General features: G+C 39.5%; 11 protein-coding genes, 1 tRNA gene and 1 pseudogene. 8 read left to right on the forward strand and 5 right to left on the reverse strand.

Annotation, left to right across the window (positions count from 1 at the left end; translation table 11 throughout):
• Positions 1–85: 85 nt before the first annotated feature.
• A complete protein-coding gene (locus tag RS893_RS17440; RefSeq protein ID WP_315786017.1) occupies positions 86–1,261 on the forward strand; it encodes an ATP-binding response regulator in 1,176 nt (391 codons plus the stop codon).
• A gap of 61 nt (positions 1,262–1,322) precedes the next feature.
• On the opposite strand, the pseudogene RS893_RS17445 reads toward RS893_RS17440, so the two are convergent.
• Positions 1,323–1,475: pseudogene (locus RS893_RS17445) on the reverse strand (Uma2 family endonuclease); the annotation flags it as partial.
• Positions 1,476–1,538: 63 nt separating this feature from the next.
• Complete coding sequence (gene trmB / locus RS893_RS17450; RefSeq protein ID WP_315786019.1) at positions 1,539–2,180, reverse strand: tRNA (guanosine(46)-N7)-methyltransferase TrmB; 642 nt, start codon at positions 2,178–2,180, stop codon at positions 1,539–1,541.
• Between the two features lie 389 nt (positions 2,181–2,569).
• On the opposite strand from trmB, the gene RS893_RS17455 reads away from it, so the two are divergent.
• Complete coding sequence (locus RS893_RS17455) at positions 2,570–3,676, forward strand: metallophosphoesterase family protein (protein ID WP_315786022.1); 1,107 nt, start codon at positions 2,570–2,572, stop codon at positions 3,674–3,676.
• 114 nt (positions 3,677–3,790) lie between these two features.
• Here RS893_RS17455 and RS893_RS17460 read toward each other — a convergent pair whose 3' ends face one another.
• Positions 3,791–5,002, reverse strand: coding sequence for an FIST signal transduction protein (locus RS893_RS17460; protein ID WP_315786025.1), 1,212 nt, complete (start codon positions 5,000–5,002; stop codon positions 3,791–3,793).
• Between the two features lie 364 nt (positions 5,003–5,366).
• On the opposite strand from RS893_RS17460, the gene RS893_RS17465 reads away from it, so the two are divergent.
• The 4 genes from RS893_RS17465 to RS893_RS17480 all read left to right on the forward strand — a co-directional run bounded on the left by RS893_RS17465 (position 5,367) and on the right by RS893_RS17480 (position 10,999).
• Positions 5,367–5,588, forward strand: a complete 222-nt coding sequence (locus tag RS893_RS17465) for a Calvin cycle protein CP12 (protein WP_315786027.1) — start codon at positions 5,367–5,369, stop codon at positions 5,586–5,588.
• 632 nt (positions 5,589–6,220) lie between these two features.
• Positions 6,221–6,817: a DUF3177 family protein gene (locus RS893_RS17470; RefSeq protein WP_315786029.1), complete on the forward strand. Its 597-nt coding sequence runs from the start codon at positions 6,221–6,223 to the stop codon at positions 6,815–6,817.
• 819 nt (positions 6,818–7,636) lie between these two features.
• Positions 7,637–7,975: a KGG domain-containing protein gene (locus RS893_RS17475; protein WP_315786031.1), complete on the forward strand. Its 339-nt coding sequence runs from the start codon at positions 7,637–7,639 to the stop codon at positions 7,973–7,975.
• Between the two features lie 240 nt (positions 7,976–8,215).
• Positions 8,216–10,999, forward strand: a complete 2,784-nt coding sequence (locus tag RS893_RS17480; protein ID WP_315786033.1) for a pitrilysin family protein — start codon at positions 8,216–8,218, stop codon at positions 10,997–10,999.
• A gap of 479 nt (positions 11,000–11,478) precedes the next feature.
• Here the strand turns inward: RS893_RS17480 and RS893_RS17485 are convergent.
• Positions 11,479–11,559: transfer RNA gene (locus RS893_RS17485), tRNA-Leu, on the reverse strand.
• A 636-nt stretch (positions 11,560–12,195) separates the two neighbouring features.
• On the opposite strand from RS893_RS17485, the gene accC reads away from it, so the two are divergent.
• Positions 12,196–13,539 carry an acetyl-CoA carboxylase biotin carboxylase subunit gene (gene accC, locus RS893_RS17490; RefSeq protein WP_315786036.1) on the forward strand — a complete coding sequence of 448 codons (1,344 nt, stop codon included), beginning with the start codon at positions 12,196–12,198 and terminating at the stop codon, positions 13,537–13,539.
• Between the two features lie 78 nt (positions 13,540–13,617).
• Here accC and RS893_RS17495 read toward each other — a convergent pair whose 3' ends face one another.
• Positions 13,618–13,905 carry a YggT family protein gene (locus RS893_RS17495; RefSeq protein ID WP_315786039.1) on the reverse strand — a complete coding sequence of 96 codons (288 nt, stop codon included), beginning with the start codon at positions 13,903–13,905 and terminating at the stop codon, positions 13,618–13,620.
• Positions 13,906–14,255: 350 nt separating this feature from the next.
• Between RS893_RS17495 and psbX the strand changes: the two genes are divergently transcribed.
• Positions 14,256–14,375 (forward strand): photosystem II reaction center X protein, encoded by a 120-nt coding sequence (gene psbX, locus RS893_RS17500; RefSeq protein WP_315786042.1) that lies wholly within the window; start codon positions 14,256–14,258, stop codon positions 14,373–14,375.
• Positions 14,376–14,520: the final 145 nt, after the last annotated feature.

A 14,520-nucleotide genomic window follows, 5' to 3' on the forward strand; every position in this document is an offset into this window, starting at 1 on the left:
TTAAAGAGAAATTCTTCCTTGTCCCCCTTGTCCTCCTTGTCCCCCTTGTCTTCCCTTCCCCCTTCCCCAATACCCAAACCACACTATGATTGCAAGCTCAATCAAAATTTTATTGATTGAGGACAATTTGGCGGAAGCTAGATTGTTACAAGAGTTTCTTAAGCAAGCCCAGTCTCATGAATTTACTCTTCTCAACGTCAAGAGATTAGGAGATGCTTTGTCCTTACTCAGTAATTGTAATGAGATCAGCTGTGATTTTGATGTAATTCTGTTGGATTTGACTTTACCAGATAGTGAAGGATTAACTTCTCTTGCACCGTTGATTAGTCAAGCTCCTACTGTACCAATTGTAGTATTAACAAATACTAACGATGATGAACTTGCCTTAGAAGCAGTACGCCAGGGAGCGCAAGATTATTTAGTCAAGCGACAGGTAAATGTAGAAGTACTAATTCGTGCTTTAAAATATGCGATCGAGCGCAAGCACACTTTAGAATCTTTACGTGCAGTCAATCACGCCTTAGAAATTCGGGTAGAAGAAAGAACAGCAGAGTTAGTCAAAGCCCAAGAACTCAATCAGTTTAAATCCGAATTTGTTTCTATGCTCTCCCATGACATCCGTAGTCCTTTAAATACCATTTTATTGGCGGCGGGTTTGCTACAAAACAGTGGTGACAAACTATCTACAGAAAAAAAGCTGAATCATTACAAGCTTATTCGTTCTGCAATTAAAAATATGACCCAACTATTGGATGAGGCTTCCCTATTGGGTAAAGCTGATTCTGGTAGGCTTGAGCGAGAATTTACTTTACTCAATTTACAAGATTTTTGTCGTCAACTAGTTGAAGAAGCACAATTAATTGCTGTCGATAAACATATTACAGTTGTATTTACCGCTACTGGACAACCAACTGAAATATTGAGCGATGAAAATTTATTGCGGCATATTTTAGGAAATTTACTTAGTAATGCTATTAAATATTCGCGTCCAGATAGTATTGTTTATTTTGAATTGAGGTTTAAAAATCAAACTGTCATTTTCAATATTAAAGATGAAGGTATTGGTATTCCTCTAGAAGATCAAAAACAACTTTTTCAGCCCTTCTATCGTGCTAATAATGTTGGCTCAATTCCTGGTACTGGTTTGGGTTTAGCAATTGTGAAAAAGTGTCTGGAGGCACATGGAGGGGAAATTACAGTTAATAGTGAAGTGGGAGTAGGTACAACGTTTACAGTAACGCTGCCGTTGATTAAAGGTTAATCAAATTCTTCTGGCTAAAATCAACGCTTTCATAAATGTTAGCGATGTAAATTAAATTTTAGTAAGTATATACATTCCCAACAATACGGTTATGGTTGATTGAACCTCCTGCCATTGGTACTATTTCTCCATCCCAATATTCACTCTTAAATTCTGCTACTTCTTCTAATGCTAGATATTCTTCTGGGGTGTAATAACGTTGTTGAATCTGCATTTGCTATGCCTCCCAAACATGAACTAATTTTGATCTTTTAATATGAGATTAGAACTAAAATTCTTAAATCATAACTCTTTCAAACACAGCACGATAGACAGGTTCACCTTTTTTTTGAGTAGCTATTTCCCTTTCTGTAGGAACTGGGAGGGGATTTTCTGCTAACCATCCTCCCGAACCTTGTCTTTGAAAGCTAGGATGAACAGCAAAGCGATCGCACATTTCTATGGCGACAAATTCTATATCTGATTGTAAAAATACAACTCCCCTTGGAATCAAATAATCTGAGAGTTCTGCAACTAGTTCCGGTTGTACAATCCGTCGTTTTGCATGACGATTTTTAAACCAAGGATCGGGAAATTGAATACTAACACGTTGTAAAGTTCCTGGAGGGAAAGTTGATAAAAGCGATCGCAAGGAATTATTGACGTTACAAAATAAGTAGTGCAAATTTTGTAGTTCTAACTCATCGCCCAATCTATTGGCTTCATCTACTAAAGGCTGACGAATTTCTAAACCCAGAAAATTCCAACTTGGTTCTATCTGAGCCATTTGCAATAAAAATCGTCCTCTTGCACAACCAATATCTAAGTGCAGTGGTTGCTTTGGCTTTGTATAAACTTTTTCCCAGTCTAGAGGATTGGCTGGTGTTTGATACTTTTGTGCTAGTGGATTAACGTGCTGACGGACTCGAACGCGTACCAAAAAATGACTCTCCTTATTATTGGTTAGTAGCTAGTAGTTGTTGGTTAGTAGTTGTTGATATTTTTTTGATAGATACTATTTGTCTATTCTATTTAACTATATATAAAATTGTGACAATATTTACATAGTAGTCATAAAAAATCTTGCTTACGATCATATTCAGGTTTTTTGGTGACAAATAGTCTCTTTGAATTTATTGATTTTTTTCGTTTTTGCTACTAACAACTAACCACTAACTACTAACAGTCTCTATGCAAAATACCAGGTCATTTAAAATTTGCAATGTATACAAATATTAAGCGGGATCATTGCTACACATGTCTATAAATCAGAGGTTATACTCTTTTTAAAAGGATTTTTTAGATGTTTTTAAAATAGTCTTTACTTCAATGATTCCCAATTTTCGCTTTGCCGTAGTCAGCGACTTACACATTGCCCTTCCCCATACAATCTGGAATCACCCTAGCCGTTTTCATTTGGTGGAAGTCAGTGTTTCAGCATTTGAAAGTGTATTAGAGCATTTAACACAACTAGATTTAGATTTTCTTTTACTACCCGGAGATTTAACTCAACACGGTGAACCAGAAAACCATGCTTGGTTGGCACAACGTTTATCACATTTACCTTTTCCTGCCTACGTCGTTCCTGGTAATCATGACGTTCCTGTGTTCAGGGCTAATGAGCAATCAATTGCATTTGCAGATTTCCCTTATTACTATCGTAAATTTGGTTACAAAGATCCAGAAAAATCTTACTATACCTGTCAGATTTTACCAGGAATCAGATTAATTGGTCTAAATTCTAACTTGTTCAACGACCGGGGAGAGCAAGTAGGACGTTTGGATATTAAACAACTGCGATGGTTAGAAGAAGTGCTAGCCTCAACTAGTGATGAATTAGTGCTAGTGATGATACATCACAATGTTGTGGAACACTTGCCTAATCAATCACGCCACCCAATGGCCAATCGCTACATGTTAGAAAATGCTGGGGAATTATTACCCTTATTGCATCGCTACGGAGTGAGGTTAGTATTCACAGGACATTTACATGTTCAGGATGTAGCATACTCTCAGGGAATATACGACATTACTACTGGTTCTTTAGTTAGCTATCCCCATCCCTATAGGGTACTGGAGTTTCGTCACGATCATTACGGTAGGCAATGGTTGCAGATGTTGTCCTATCGTGTGGAGTCAGTTCCCGATTTCCCCGATTTACAACACAGTTCACGCAAATGGATGGGCGATCGCAGTTTTCCCTTTATAGTGAGATTTTTGACCCTACCTCCTTTGAGCCTACCATTAGAGCAGGCTCAAGAACTAGCTCCCACTCTACGAGACTTTTGGGCTACCGTTGCCAATGGAGATGCATTATTTGACTGTTCCCATTTTCCGCCAGAAGTAGGTCGTTACTTTGAAAAATACGGTGCGATCGCCACTTGTGGCACACCCACACTAATAGATAATCACAGTACTTTGTTGGTTAGTGGTTAGTGGTCAATGGTCAATGGTCAATTGTCATTAGTCATTCTCTCCCCACACTCCCCACACTCCCCACACTCCTCATACTCTCCCTTTTCCTCCTTGTCCTCCAATCCCCAATCCCCATTACCCTACCGCCCGACAAATCCCAAATACAGAAGTATAACCATGCAAGAACGTACTACCACCAACAGGGCCAATTTCGCCACCACAGAAAAAGCCCCCTAAGGGAATATTATTGAGGTAGCGCTGAAATAGCTGGGAATCAAAATTTGGCTTGCCATATAGTCCCGCACCTCGCCCCAGACAGGAAAACATTAATGCACCAACAGCACCTGGTTGGAATTGTTGTTCTTTTTGATATCGTTCCAGTAAAAATTCTAAGTCTTCCGCCGAGGCTTCAGCATCTCGTAGATGGAATTGCAGGCGTTGTCCGGGACGAACATAATCACCAATCGCGATCGCTCCTCCTGCGGGGTCTACTCCCAAAATATCGCGAATTAAAAAGTCTCCTTGTTGCAAACAAGGCTTAAATTCATCCATAGCCAGACCGACAAATAGAGAATTTTGAGCCAGTGTTCGGTCTTCTTCGCTCAAACTAGCAATTAAATCTCGTAGTACCAATAGTGGTGCTTGCTCGTCTAGTTCCAAAATGATATTGCGATCACCTCTGGTAACTTGGAATGGCTGACCAATTGGTCGACATCCTTGAGCTACTATTGTTTCTAAAACAATATTGCCACTTAAGGCCACCCCAACCGTTCCTTCTTCATACAAGCGACCATTACAAAAAAGCGCAATTCGACCGCCTATTACACCACTACTTGCTTGACCACCAACTTTCATAGAACCTGGATAAGCATAATCCAATCCCTGTAATAAATCGTTGATACCAGACGAGAAGGAAGCAGACAGCAAAATAAAATGGGGTGTTGGTGAAGATGTTATACCAATCAAATCGATCCAAGCATTTGGTGGCCCGTCCAAGTCAGGTAATTGTTCAGCAACAACATGAAAAGCTTTGATATCCACTCCTGGTAGATGAGCCAAACTCAGACTTAAAGCAGGTTCTGCTTCCAATTCTTGAGTTTGTCCAGCTAAACTAGTGCCAATAACGCCGCCACCACTACAGCCGATCAGCACAGGTACTGAAAGTTTCTCCGCTAGCAGAGGTAACACTCGAGAATACTCACTTGTAAAAGCAGACGAAATGAATACCAGCCCTAAATCCGCAGGTGCTGATAAGGAAGAAGTTGTGCGTTGTACCACATCTGCAACAGCTGCTTCTAAAGAGGGACGGGTTGACAGGGCATTTGCCCACTGCATTTGGTCTGCCATGAATTTTACGCTTTTCTATAATCCGGCTAGTAGTTTTTTATTTTTTATCTTGGAAAACATGAAATTGCATCCCAAAATCAGGTTAATTTAGCCCTTGATAAAATTCTAGAAACTTAGGTTTGCTATTACCATTACATCTATCTAAAGATCATTGTATAATCTTCAAACTGTATGCCTAGTAAAATCTTAAAAGAAAAAGGTTATAACACACTACGTCCTGTTATTTGCTGTACTTTGTAATGAAGTAACAATCAAGAGTACTAAAGTGGCAGCTAAATGGCTAAAATAGTGTGGAATAGTGCAAGAAAGCCCTTTCCGTACTTTTTCTATACTGGTATTAATAACACACAGCAACATTAGAACTATGACAGACATCCAAAACAGAATCCAACAAGAAGTTGAAGAAGCCCGCGCTGTCTGTGATACATCAGGTAGCAATTCTGCTGAATGTGCTGCTGCTTGGGATGCAGTAGAAGAATTACAAGCAGAAGCTTCTCACCAAAAGCAAGCCAAGCATAAAACTGCTTTTGAGCAATATTGTGATGATAACCCCGAAGCAGCTGAGTGTCGTGTTTATGACGACTAAAAACTAAGTTAGTGAATTTCACTGAACACTGACCAACAAGTAACAAAGATCAATTTGCTAGTATTTGTACTTTCGCTTTTTTACTAAGACAAGCTTAGCCTTCCTTGTGTCCTAGTTTCAAAAAAATATTTAAACACAAGGTGTAACTTACATTTACTTGTTAAGTAGAAGTAAGTGCAAAATCACTAAAAGTTGTAAAAAAGTCTGAAAGTATCAAACATGTAGCCAAGCAGGGGCAGTTTTCAACTCTCCTTTGAGGTATCTATGTTTGTGGCAAATATTTAGTTTTGATCTTTATAGTTACTTGTTTTTTATGTTAATAGCCATATTTCATCTAATTATCAATTATTGATAATTGTTAACCATTTAGATCAAGATCACGAAAATATAGAAATATAATGTAGCATTGTTTACCTTCAGTTAATTAAGCATAGTATTTAAATCAGTGAACAGGCAATAGGTAACAGGAGAGAAGTATAGTGGGTAGGGTTGCCGGAGGAAGCCTTACCCAAGTGATAAAACTGATAACTGATAACTGCTAACTGTCATATCAGCTATCATTTATAAGATTCTTGGTTAATTTTTACTTGTATATTCTCTGAGTAAAATTATTTGTCATTCGTGGAAATATTATGGAAAAAGAAGTTTGGTTTCGCCCTTTAGTCTGGATGGACTATAGACTGGCAGTACTATTTACAGTGGTTCTTCCCCTCATTCTGCTGATTTGGGCATTTGTGCAAAAAGCCGAAGGGATGCAACGCTTGCTGGCTATTTACTGGCGAGTATCAAGTCTTTTAGCTATCACAATTTATTTAATGATTGCCCAATATCCAGTCAGTTTTATCTCAGGATTTATGGCTCGTATTCTAATACCGATTTCGCTGTGGTTCTGGGTGGATCTTAACGATGAAATTGAGTATCACTCTAGTGGTCCCTTAAAGCTGACTTTTACTTCTTGGCGCTGGGCAATAACTATCTATTGTATTTTAGGTTCGCTTGCCTTTATACCTTTTTTGGGTTGTGCTTTTTCGGAAAATGTTAGTAACAATCCTAATTGTTATGTCTGGTTTGAAGCGCCCTTAGGATTTAAAGAATGGTTTCATCCCAACACGAGTGCTGGCTTTCTCGGCATTCTTGGCATTATTAGTTTAGTAATTTATGTACTTTACCTAATTTATTTTGTCTTAATTAAGTTAGGTAAACAAGGACGTTCAGCTACACAACAATAATTAGTTTTTGCTTGGCGATTGCTATAGCATTCCTAAATGATTCATGAACAACGAGACCCCCAACTTTTACCCTATCCTTTGAGAAAATTCAAAAAATTTTTAAAGGCAGATAGATAACCCTACCTGCCTAACGACACCCTCCCCGACTACAGGTTACGGTGTACTACACATAAGTCTAAATAGCTTATGAATTCTGGTTTTACCCCACCCTAACCCTCCCCTTGTCAAAGGGAAGAAATATGAGCTTGTGTTTTCGATAAACTAACCAACTAGTTAGATTGGGTTGATTTGACCTTGTAAAGGGGAGGGAACAGGATCTTTTGTTTCCCCTCAAATTTTGGGGGGATTAAAGAGATTAAATCCAACTAGTAGCATCCATAAGGGTTTAATATCGGAGGGTTGGGGAGGAATTTCATAATTATTCATGTGTTGCATTCTTTTTTCAAATTGGTATTAGAAGTTTTCAAATTCTCAATATATGGATGAGATTGCTTTATTAGGTATGAAGGTATTTTTCTCTCTATTGATAGATGTTTATTAAAGTTAAATTTAGAATTTATAGCTACAAAAATAATTTACTTGTAAATAATAAAATTGATGAAATTGAATAAATTTTTTAGTTGCTTACTCTAACTACAGAATTATTTTTTATAATTAAAATCATGTTTTTGTTTAAACAAACTCCTCTATTAGAAAGAGGATTAGAGAATTTTTAATTTGTAAATTAGACATAGAATCAAGGGTATTTGAGCAACTCTATAGATTCTTTAAAGAGAATTTTTGTGACAAAAATAAAACGCAAAGAAGAGGAGAATTATTATGTCAGATACAAGTAAACGTGGATTTGCATCAATGGATGAAGATAAGCAGCGTGAAATTGCTAGTAAAGGCGGAAAAGCTGCTCACGAAAAAGGAACTGCACACGAATTTACATCAGAAGAAGCTAGAGAAGCTGGTCGTAAAGGTGGAGAAACCACAAGTAAAGACCGAGAGTTTATGGCAGAGATTGGTCGACAAGGTGGTAAGCACTCCCACAGAAGCGATCGCACTGATAGTAATCAGCAAGATGACAATAAGGAGTCAGAAGGAAAAGGTACTCAAGGTGGTAGCCGTGAGCAACATGCAAAAGCTGGACGGCAAAGCCACAAGAACAAATAAAGTTGAATTTTATAGACTTTTGAACTCACTTGAGTAGATTGAAGTTTGTAGAGATGCGAAATTTTGCATCTCTATATTTATATTTTTTAATGTTAATTTACTTTATTAAGTTCCTTCTCACATAAGCGATCGCAACTTTTTCATAAGATTGCCACCATGCTTTTAAGGTGATTTGTTAGTCTGATTGAAAGTAAACTCAAAGTTTACTGACTTAAATGAATATTTATCTGTATCTCCAACATGCGTTTCTTTAGTAAGCGGCTTGCGTATATTCTTCTTGGCTTGTTCCTCAGCTTTACCCTGAGTGGAGTCCTAATAACTAATAACTTCAGCTATGCTGTCACGCCAGTTTCCGAACTTTCCTTAACGCAAGGAGTGCGGAAAACGGTTTTAGATAATGGCTTAACAGTGCTAACCAAGGAAGTTCACACTGCACCTGTAGTCAGTGTGCAGGTTTGGTATAAAGTTGGTTCGCGCAACGAAAAAGCAGGGGAAAATGGCATTTCCCATCAATTAGAACATTTAATGTTCAAAGGAACTAAAGACCGTCCAGTGCAGTTTGGTCGGTTATTTAGTGCTTTGGGTAGTCAGTTTAACGCCTTTACCACCTACGATGAAACTGCTTATTTTGGTACGGTACAGCAGGACAAACTAGAAGCACTGCTGACTCTAGAAGCCGATCGCATGGAAAAATCTTTAATAGGATCTGAGCAATTAACCAGTGAAAAACGTGTAGTCATTTCTGAGTTGCAGGGATACGAAAATTCACCTAGTTATCGTCTCAGCCGGGCTGTTATGCGATCTGCCTTTCCTAATCGTCCCTACGGTTTACCTGTAGGAGGAACAAAAGCTGATGTGGAGAAATTTACACTTGCTCAGGTGCAGAATTATTACCAGACTTATTACAGCCCTGACAACGCCACATTGGTAATTACAGGTGATTTTGCCACTGAACCAACTTTGAAAGCTGTTCAGCAAACTTTTGGAAAGCTACCGAAAAGAGGAAATAAGGACACTCTGACGCGGGGACAAACTGAGGTGGTGAATCAAGAAAAACTCCCTGCTTCTCCTAACGCTACTAAAAAATCTCCTATTGTCTTAAAAGAACCAGGAAGTGCTGCACTTTTGCAAGTGGTTTATCCCTTACCAAACGTTCATCATCCAGATGTAGCTGCAATTGATGTCATGGATGCAGTCTTCACAGGGGGACGTAGTTCTCGGCTTTACCAAGCCTTAGTCGAATCTGGACTCGCAAGTTCAATTAGTGCTAGTCCTGTAGAATTAATTGAACCTGGTTGGTATGAAATTAATGTTACAGCAGCACCTGGTCAAGAATTATCAAAAATTAATCAGGTATTGCAAACTTCCTTAACAAAATTGCAACAGCAACCAGTCACCACAGCAGAATTAAATCGGGCCAAAACGCTGCTACAAACTTCCTTTGTACTCAACAACCAGGACATCACCAGTCAAGCCAGTCAACTAGGGTTATACCAAACTGTCGCTGGAGATTATCGTTATGTAGAACGGTATTTAGCAGCGATCGCTAAAGTTACACCCCAAGAAATACAGCGAGTTGCCAAAACTTACCTCTATCCCAGTAAACAAACAATCGGCTTTTTTGAACCCACTCAACCAGACGGTAAACCAGGGACTTCTAGTGTTAGTGCTGGTCGCACGGTAGAAAACTTCAGTCCTGGTAAACCTGTAGATCCAACAGAACTTGCCAAATACCTACCTGCGGCGACATCAACTACCAAATCTAGAAATCAACCCCTACCAGAGGAATTTAGGCTGAATAACGGCTTACGAGTTTTGTTATTACGCGATCGCAGTGTTCCTACCATTAATTTAAGTGGAAATATTGATGCAGGTAGTGAATTTGACACAAATTCTCATGCTGGACTCGCAAATCTTGTTGCTACCAACTTAATGAATGGCACAAAGACACAAAATGCTCTCACCCTTGCTCAAAAGTTAGAAGACCGGGGAGTTAGCTTAAACTTTAGTGCCAGCCGTGAGGGAGTAAGTATTAATGGTAATGGATTGTCTGCCAATCTACCAATTATGATTCAAACCTTAGCAGACGTTGTTCAAAATGCTACATTTCCAGCTGAACAATTAGAATTGAGTCGAGAAAGAGCGTTGACAGCGCTGAAAATCCAGCTAGATGATCCTCGCGGACTCGGACGCAGAGTATTCCAACAAGCTATTTATCCTGAAAATCATCCTTTTTATAGTTTCCCTACCCAGGAAAGCTTAAAAAGTATTTCTCGCCAAGATTTGTTGAAGTTTTATCAGGAACACTACCGACCAGACACCACAACGATCGCTTTAGTAGGAGATTTTGACCCAGCTAGCGTCAAAGCTTTGCTCAATCAAGCTTTTGGTAAATGGCAAGTCCAAGGTAAACCAGCTAGCATTAACCTACCACCAGTATCATTACCGCCATCTACAAAACGCCTCAACCCAGTTATTCCAGGTAAAGCTGAGGCTGTTACCTATATCGGTTATAACGGCATCTCCCGTAAAGATCCTCGTTTTTATGCGGCTTTGGTACTAAATCAAATTTTAGGTGGTGATACTTTATCTAGTCGTTTGGGTACGGAAGTACGCGATCGCCAAGGTTTAACCTATGGTATTTACAGCGCTTTTGCCGCCGGGATTCAGCCAGGGCCATTCTTAATTCAAATGCAAACAGCCCCGAGTGACGCCCAAAAAGCGATCGCTAGCACTATCGCTTTACTTAAGCAGGTGCGACAACAAGGTATAACAGAAGCGGAATTAAACACAGCAAAACGCTCAATTACCAACAGTTACCCCGTAGATTTAGCAAACCCAACTGATGTTGCAGACTTAATTTTGCAAAATTCCGTCTATGGACTTTCCTTGGCAGAAATCCAAGAATTTCCCAAGCGAATCGACGCTGTAAGTATGACTCAAGTACAGCAGGTAATCAAGGATCTAATTCATCCAGACAAGGTTGTAGTTGTTACTGCTGGGCCAGGAGGAACTCAACTGTAAAGCAGGAGGACAAGGAGGACACCAGGGACAAGGAAGCAATTTGTTTTTCTTGTCTTGTTTGTCTTAACGTCAGCTTCCAACGAACAGCATTCCTTATGCCTTAAAAAAACTTTCTAGTTTCCTAGTAGTTCGATAAATATTATCAGACTAAGCAATTAACTCGCCCGCAAGTAAACTGCGGGCTAATAGCTGAAGTAAGCTTTTAGCTTACTAGGCAATCTTCTAACCAATTTTAATGGGTTTAAGCTTTAAGCCGAAAATTTATCCCGGCTCAAAACCCCAAGTAGTATTGCATTTCAACCCACTGAAGTGGGTTTTAACTATTAGCCCGCAATTTATTGCAGGGCGGACAAGAAGACAAAACGCTTAATTTTAACAGCCAAAGCCTTAACCATTAAAAGATTAAACAATAGGATTATTAAACTAAGGATGCCATTTTGGCAAAACAAAATACTCTATTGAACTTCAAATTAAAAATATGCGGATGGCGAGACTCGAACTCGCAAGGCAAAGCCACACGCCCCTCAAACGTGCGCGTATACCAATTCCGCCACATCCGCAAGGTTGCACTAATGATTAAATATAGCACAACAAAATCACTATAGTGGAGTCATAATTAAATTTTTCCCAAATTCAAGAGTCTGTATGCACAAAATTTTGACCCTTGACCTATTAGACTGGCAGAAATACAGCCTCAGTAGGAGGGGCATAAAAAGGCTATAGCCAGAACTACCTGTGGACTTAACACTCTTACAGTTTTAAACTGTGGAATTACGATGCGCTTGGGGCAAAGTAGGCAACTTCAGACCAGCAGCTGTTGGTAGTTTAGCGAATTAAATTCAGTGAACAGTGAACAACTTGCTTTGATAACTGATAACTGAGAATTGACAACTGTTAAAAGTTCTATGCTATGTCATCTCCTGTCATAATTTGAAATCAGGCGAAAGCGTTGTTTTAAACTAGCCAGGAGAAAATGTCAACCAAAGGCTGAAGTATGAAGTATGTAGACACTCGTTAGAACGGCTACTCTGCGAGAAGGGCTACGCCCTGGGAGTGCAGGGTAGGATGAAACAACCCCATGAAGGTATTTATTGAGAAAGTATGAAGTTTTAAACCTCATTCTTCTTTTCATCCTCTAACCTTTACACTTCAGACTTATTTAGTCAATTTACTTAACTGATATCGACACTATAAAGATGAAGTTTGACAAAATATTAATTGCTAATCGGGGAGAAATCGCGCTTCGCATTCTCCGGGCTTGTGAAGAAATGGGAATCGCAACTGTGGCCGTACACTCCACCGTTGATCGAAATGCACTGCATGTACAACTAGCTGATGAAGCCGTTTGCATTGGTGAAGCTGCAAGCAGTAAAAGTTATCTCAATATTCCTAATATTATTGCCGCAGCCTTGACACGCAATGCGAGTGCTATTCATCCAGGCTATGGTTTTTTAGCAGAGAATGCCCGGTTTGCGGAAATCTGTGCAGATCATCACATTGCTTTTATTGGCCCTTCTCCAGAAGCCATTCGGTTGATGGGCGATAAATCTACAGCCAAAGAAACCATGCAAAAAGCAGGAGTACCAACAGTACCAGGTAGCGATGGTTTAATAGACTCGGACAAAGAAGGATTAGCGATCGCCAGAAAAATTGGCTATCCCGTGATGATCAAAGCTACTGCTGGTGGCGGTGGCAGGGGTATGCGTCTAGTCCGTTCAGAAAGCGAATTCATCAAATGTTTTCAAGCAGCACAAGGCGAAGCAGGAGCAGCATTTGGTAATTCTGGGGTTTACCTAGAAAAATTTATCGAGCGTCCACGCCACATTGAATTTCAAATTTTGGCCGATAATTACGGAAACGTCATTCATTTAGGTGAACGGGATTGCTCAATTCAGCGTCGTAATCAAAAATTACTTGAAGAAGCCCCCAGCCCGGCTCTTGATGTAGAACTACGGGAAAAAATGGGTCAAGCAGCCGTTAAAGCAGCCCAATTTATCAATTATACCGGCGCAGGAACTATTGAATTTCTCTTAGATAGATCAGGTCATTTTTACTTCATGGAAATGAATACCCGTATCCAAGTTGAACATCCTGTGACAGAAATGATTACAGGGGTAGACTTGCTTGTCGAACAAATCCGCATAGCTCAAGGGGAAAGACTAAAACTTACCCAAGATCAAGTAGTTTTACGGGGTCATGCAATTGAATGTCGTATCAACGCCGAAGACCCCGATCACGATTTTCGTCCTGCACCTGGTAGGATTAGTGGTTATCTCCCACCTGGAGGCCCTGGTGTCCGCATAGACTCTCATGTCTACACCGATTATCAAATTCCCCCTTATTATGACTCTTTGATCGGTAAGCTAATTGTTTGGGGACAAGACCGTCCTACAGCTATTAACCGGATGAAACGAGCGCTGCAAGAGTGTGCAATTACTGGACTGCCTACTACTATAAGTTTTCATCAGAAAATTATGGAAAACCCACAGTTTTTACAGGGTAATGTTTACACCAGTTTTATACAAGAAATGCAAGGCTAGAGGGTAAATTCAGTGATCAGTGATCAGTGATCATATTTGATTACTTACTGTTAACTGTTCACTGTTAACTGATTTATATTACCTAGACATCATAATCAGTAGTCCTTGCTGACCAAGAAGTAGTTCTCTCAGCAAACTAAAGATACCAACCCAAATGATCGGCGTAATATCTACCCCACCAATGGGTGGAACTAACTTCCGCATTGGTATCAAAAATGGCTCTGTTGGCCAAGCTACTAAATTAAAAGGTAAACGATTTAGATTTACTTGGGGATACCAAGTTAGAACTATGCGAAAAATAAACAAAAGTGTCATCAATCCCAGTCCTAGACCGAGAATCCAAGCAGTAAGGTTAACACCAGTCATGGTATGAGTTTCTCACTCTCTGCAATAAACAAAAAACAAGCACAAGTTATAAATTTTGAAGCTTTGTAAAGCTTAATCATTATTATTTTAGCTAAACAGGGAACAGGGAACATTTAATTTCTCCCTTATCCCCCTTATCCCCCTTGTCCCCCTCCTCTCCCTTATCTGGCTTGTCCGCCTTGTCTGGTTTGTCTGGTTTATCTTCCTTGTCCCCCTTGTCCCCCTCCTCTCCTTTGTCTTTTCCAGATTCCCAATCCCCATTTTTAAAATAGAAGTCTATGTCCTATTGCTCTAAGGGTGTAATAGACTATTAAAATTAAGGTAAAGTCTGTAAAAAAAGGTTGAAAAATATGACGCCTTCTTTAGCAAATTTTCTTTGGAGCCTGCTTTGGGGTACTGTGATTGTCGTTATCCCTATTACCGTAGGATTGCTTTTTATTAGCCAAAAAGATAAAATCCAACGTTCTTAATAATACGTGTGTGATTTAATTTGACTCTCAAAACCAGTGCTTTTTTAGCTTTGGGTAATTATGTAGAGACGCAATGGCAGTCGTACGGTTGCAAACAACACGGCGCTGCCTATAATTTTGCGTCTCTACAATATATTTAGTGCCT

This window comes from Fischerella sp. JS2 (assembly GCF_032393985.1).
Lineage (GTDB): Bacteria > Cyanobacteriota > Cyanobacteriia > Cyanobacteriales > Nostocaceae > Fischerella.

Excerpts from the sequence above, each read along its gene's own strand:
- RS893_RS17440 (WP_315786017.1), top strand. The coding sequence starts at position 86 with ATGATTGCAAGCTCAATCAAAATTTTATTGATTGAGGACAATTTGGCG.
- RS893_RS17455 (WP_315786022.1), top strand. The coding sequence starts at position 2,570 with ATGATTCCCAATTTTCGCTTTGCCGTAGTCAGCGACTTACACATTGCC.
- RS893_RS17460 (WP_315786025.1), bottom strand. The coding sequence starts at position 5,002 with ATGGCAGACCAAATGCAGTGGGCAAATGCCCTGTCAACCCGTCCCTCT.
- RS893_RS17465 (WP_315786027.1), top strand. The coding sequence starts at position 5,367 with ATGACAGACATCCAAAACAGAATCCAACAAGAAGTTGAAGAAGCCCGC.
- RS893_RS17470 (WP_315786029.1), top strand. The coding sequence starts at position 6,221 with ATGGAAAAAGAAGTTTGGTTTCGCCCTTTAGTCTGGATGGACTATAGA.
- RS893_RS17475 (WP_315786031.1), top strand. The coding sequence starts at position 7,637 with ATGTCAGATACAAGTAAACGTGGATTTGCATCAATGGATGAAGATAAG.
- RS893_RS17480 (WP_315786033.1), top strand. The coding sequence starts at position 8,216 with ATGCGTTTCTTTAGTAAGCGGCTTGCGTATATTCTTCTTGGCTTGTTC.
- accC (WP_315786036.1), top strand. The coding sequence starts at position 12,196 with ATGAAGTTTGACAAAATATTAATTGCTAATCGGGGAGAAATCGCGCTT.
- RS893_RS17495 (WP_315786039.1), bottom strand. The coding sequence starts at position 13,905 with ATGACTGGTGTTAACCTTACTGCTTGGATTCTCGGTCTAGGACTGGGA.
- psbX (WP_315786042.1), top strand. The coding sequence starts at position 14,256 with ATGACGCCTTCTTTAGCAAATTTTCTTTGGAGCCTGCTTTGGGGTACT.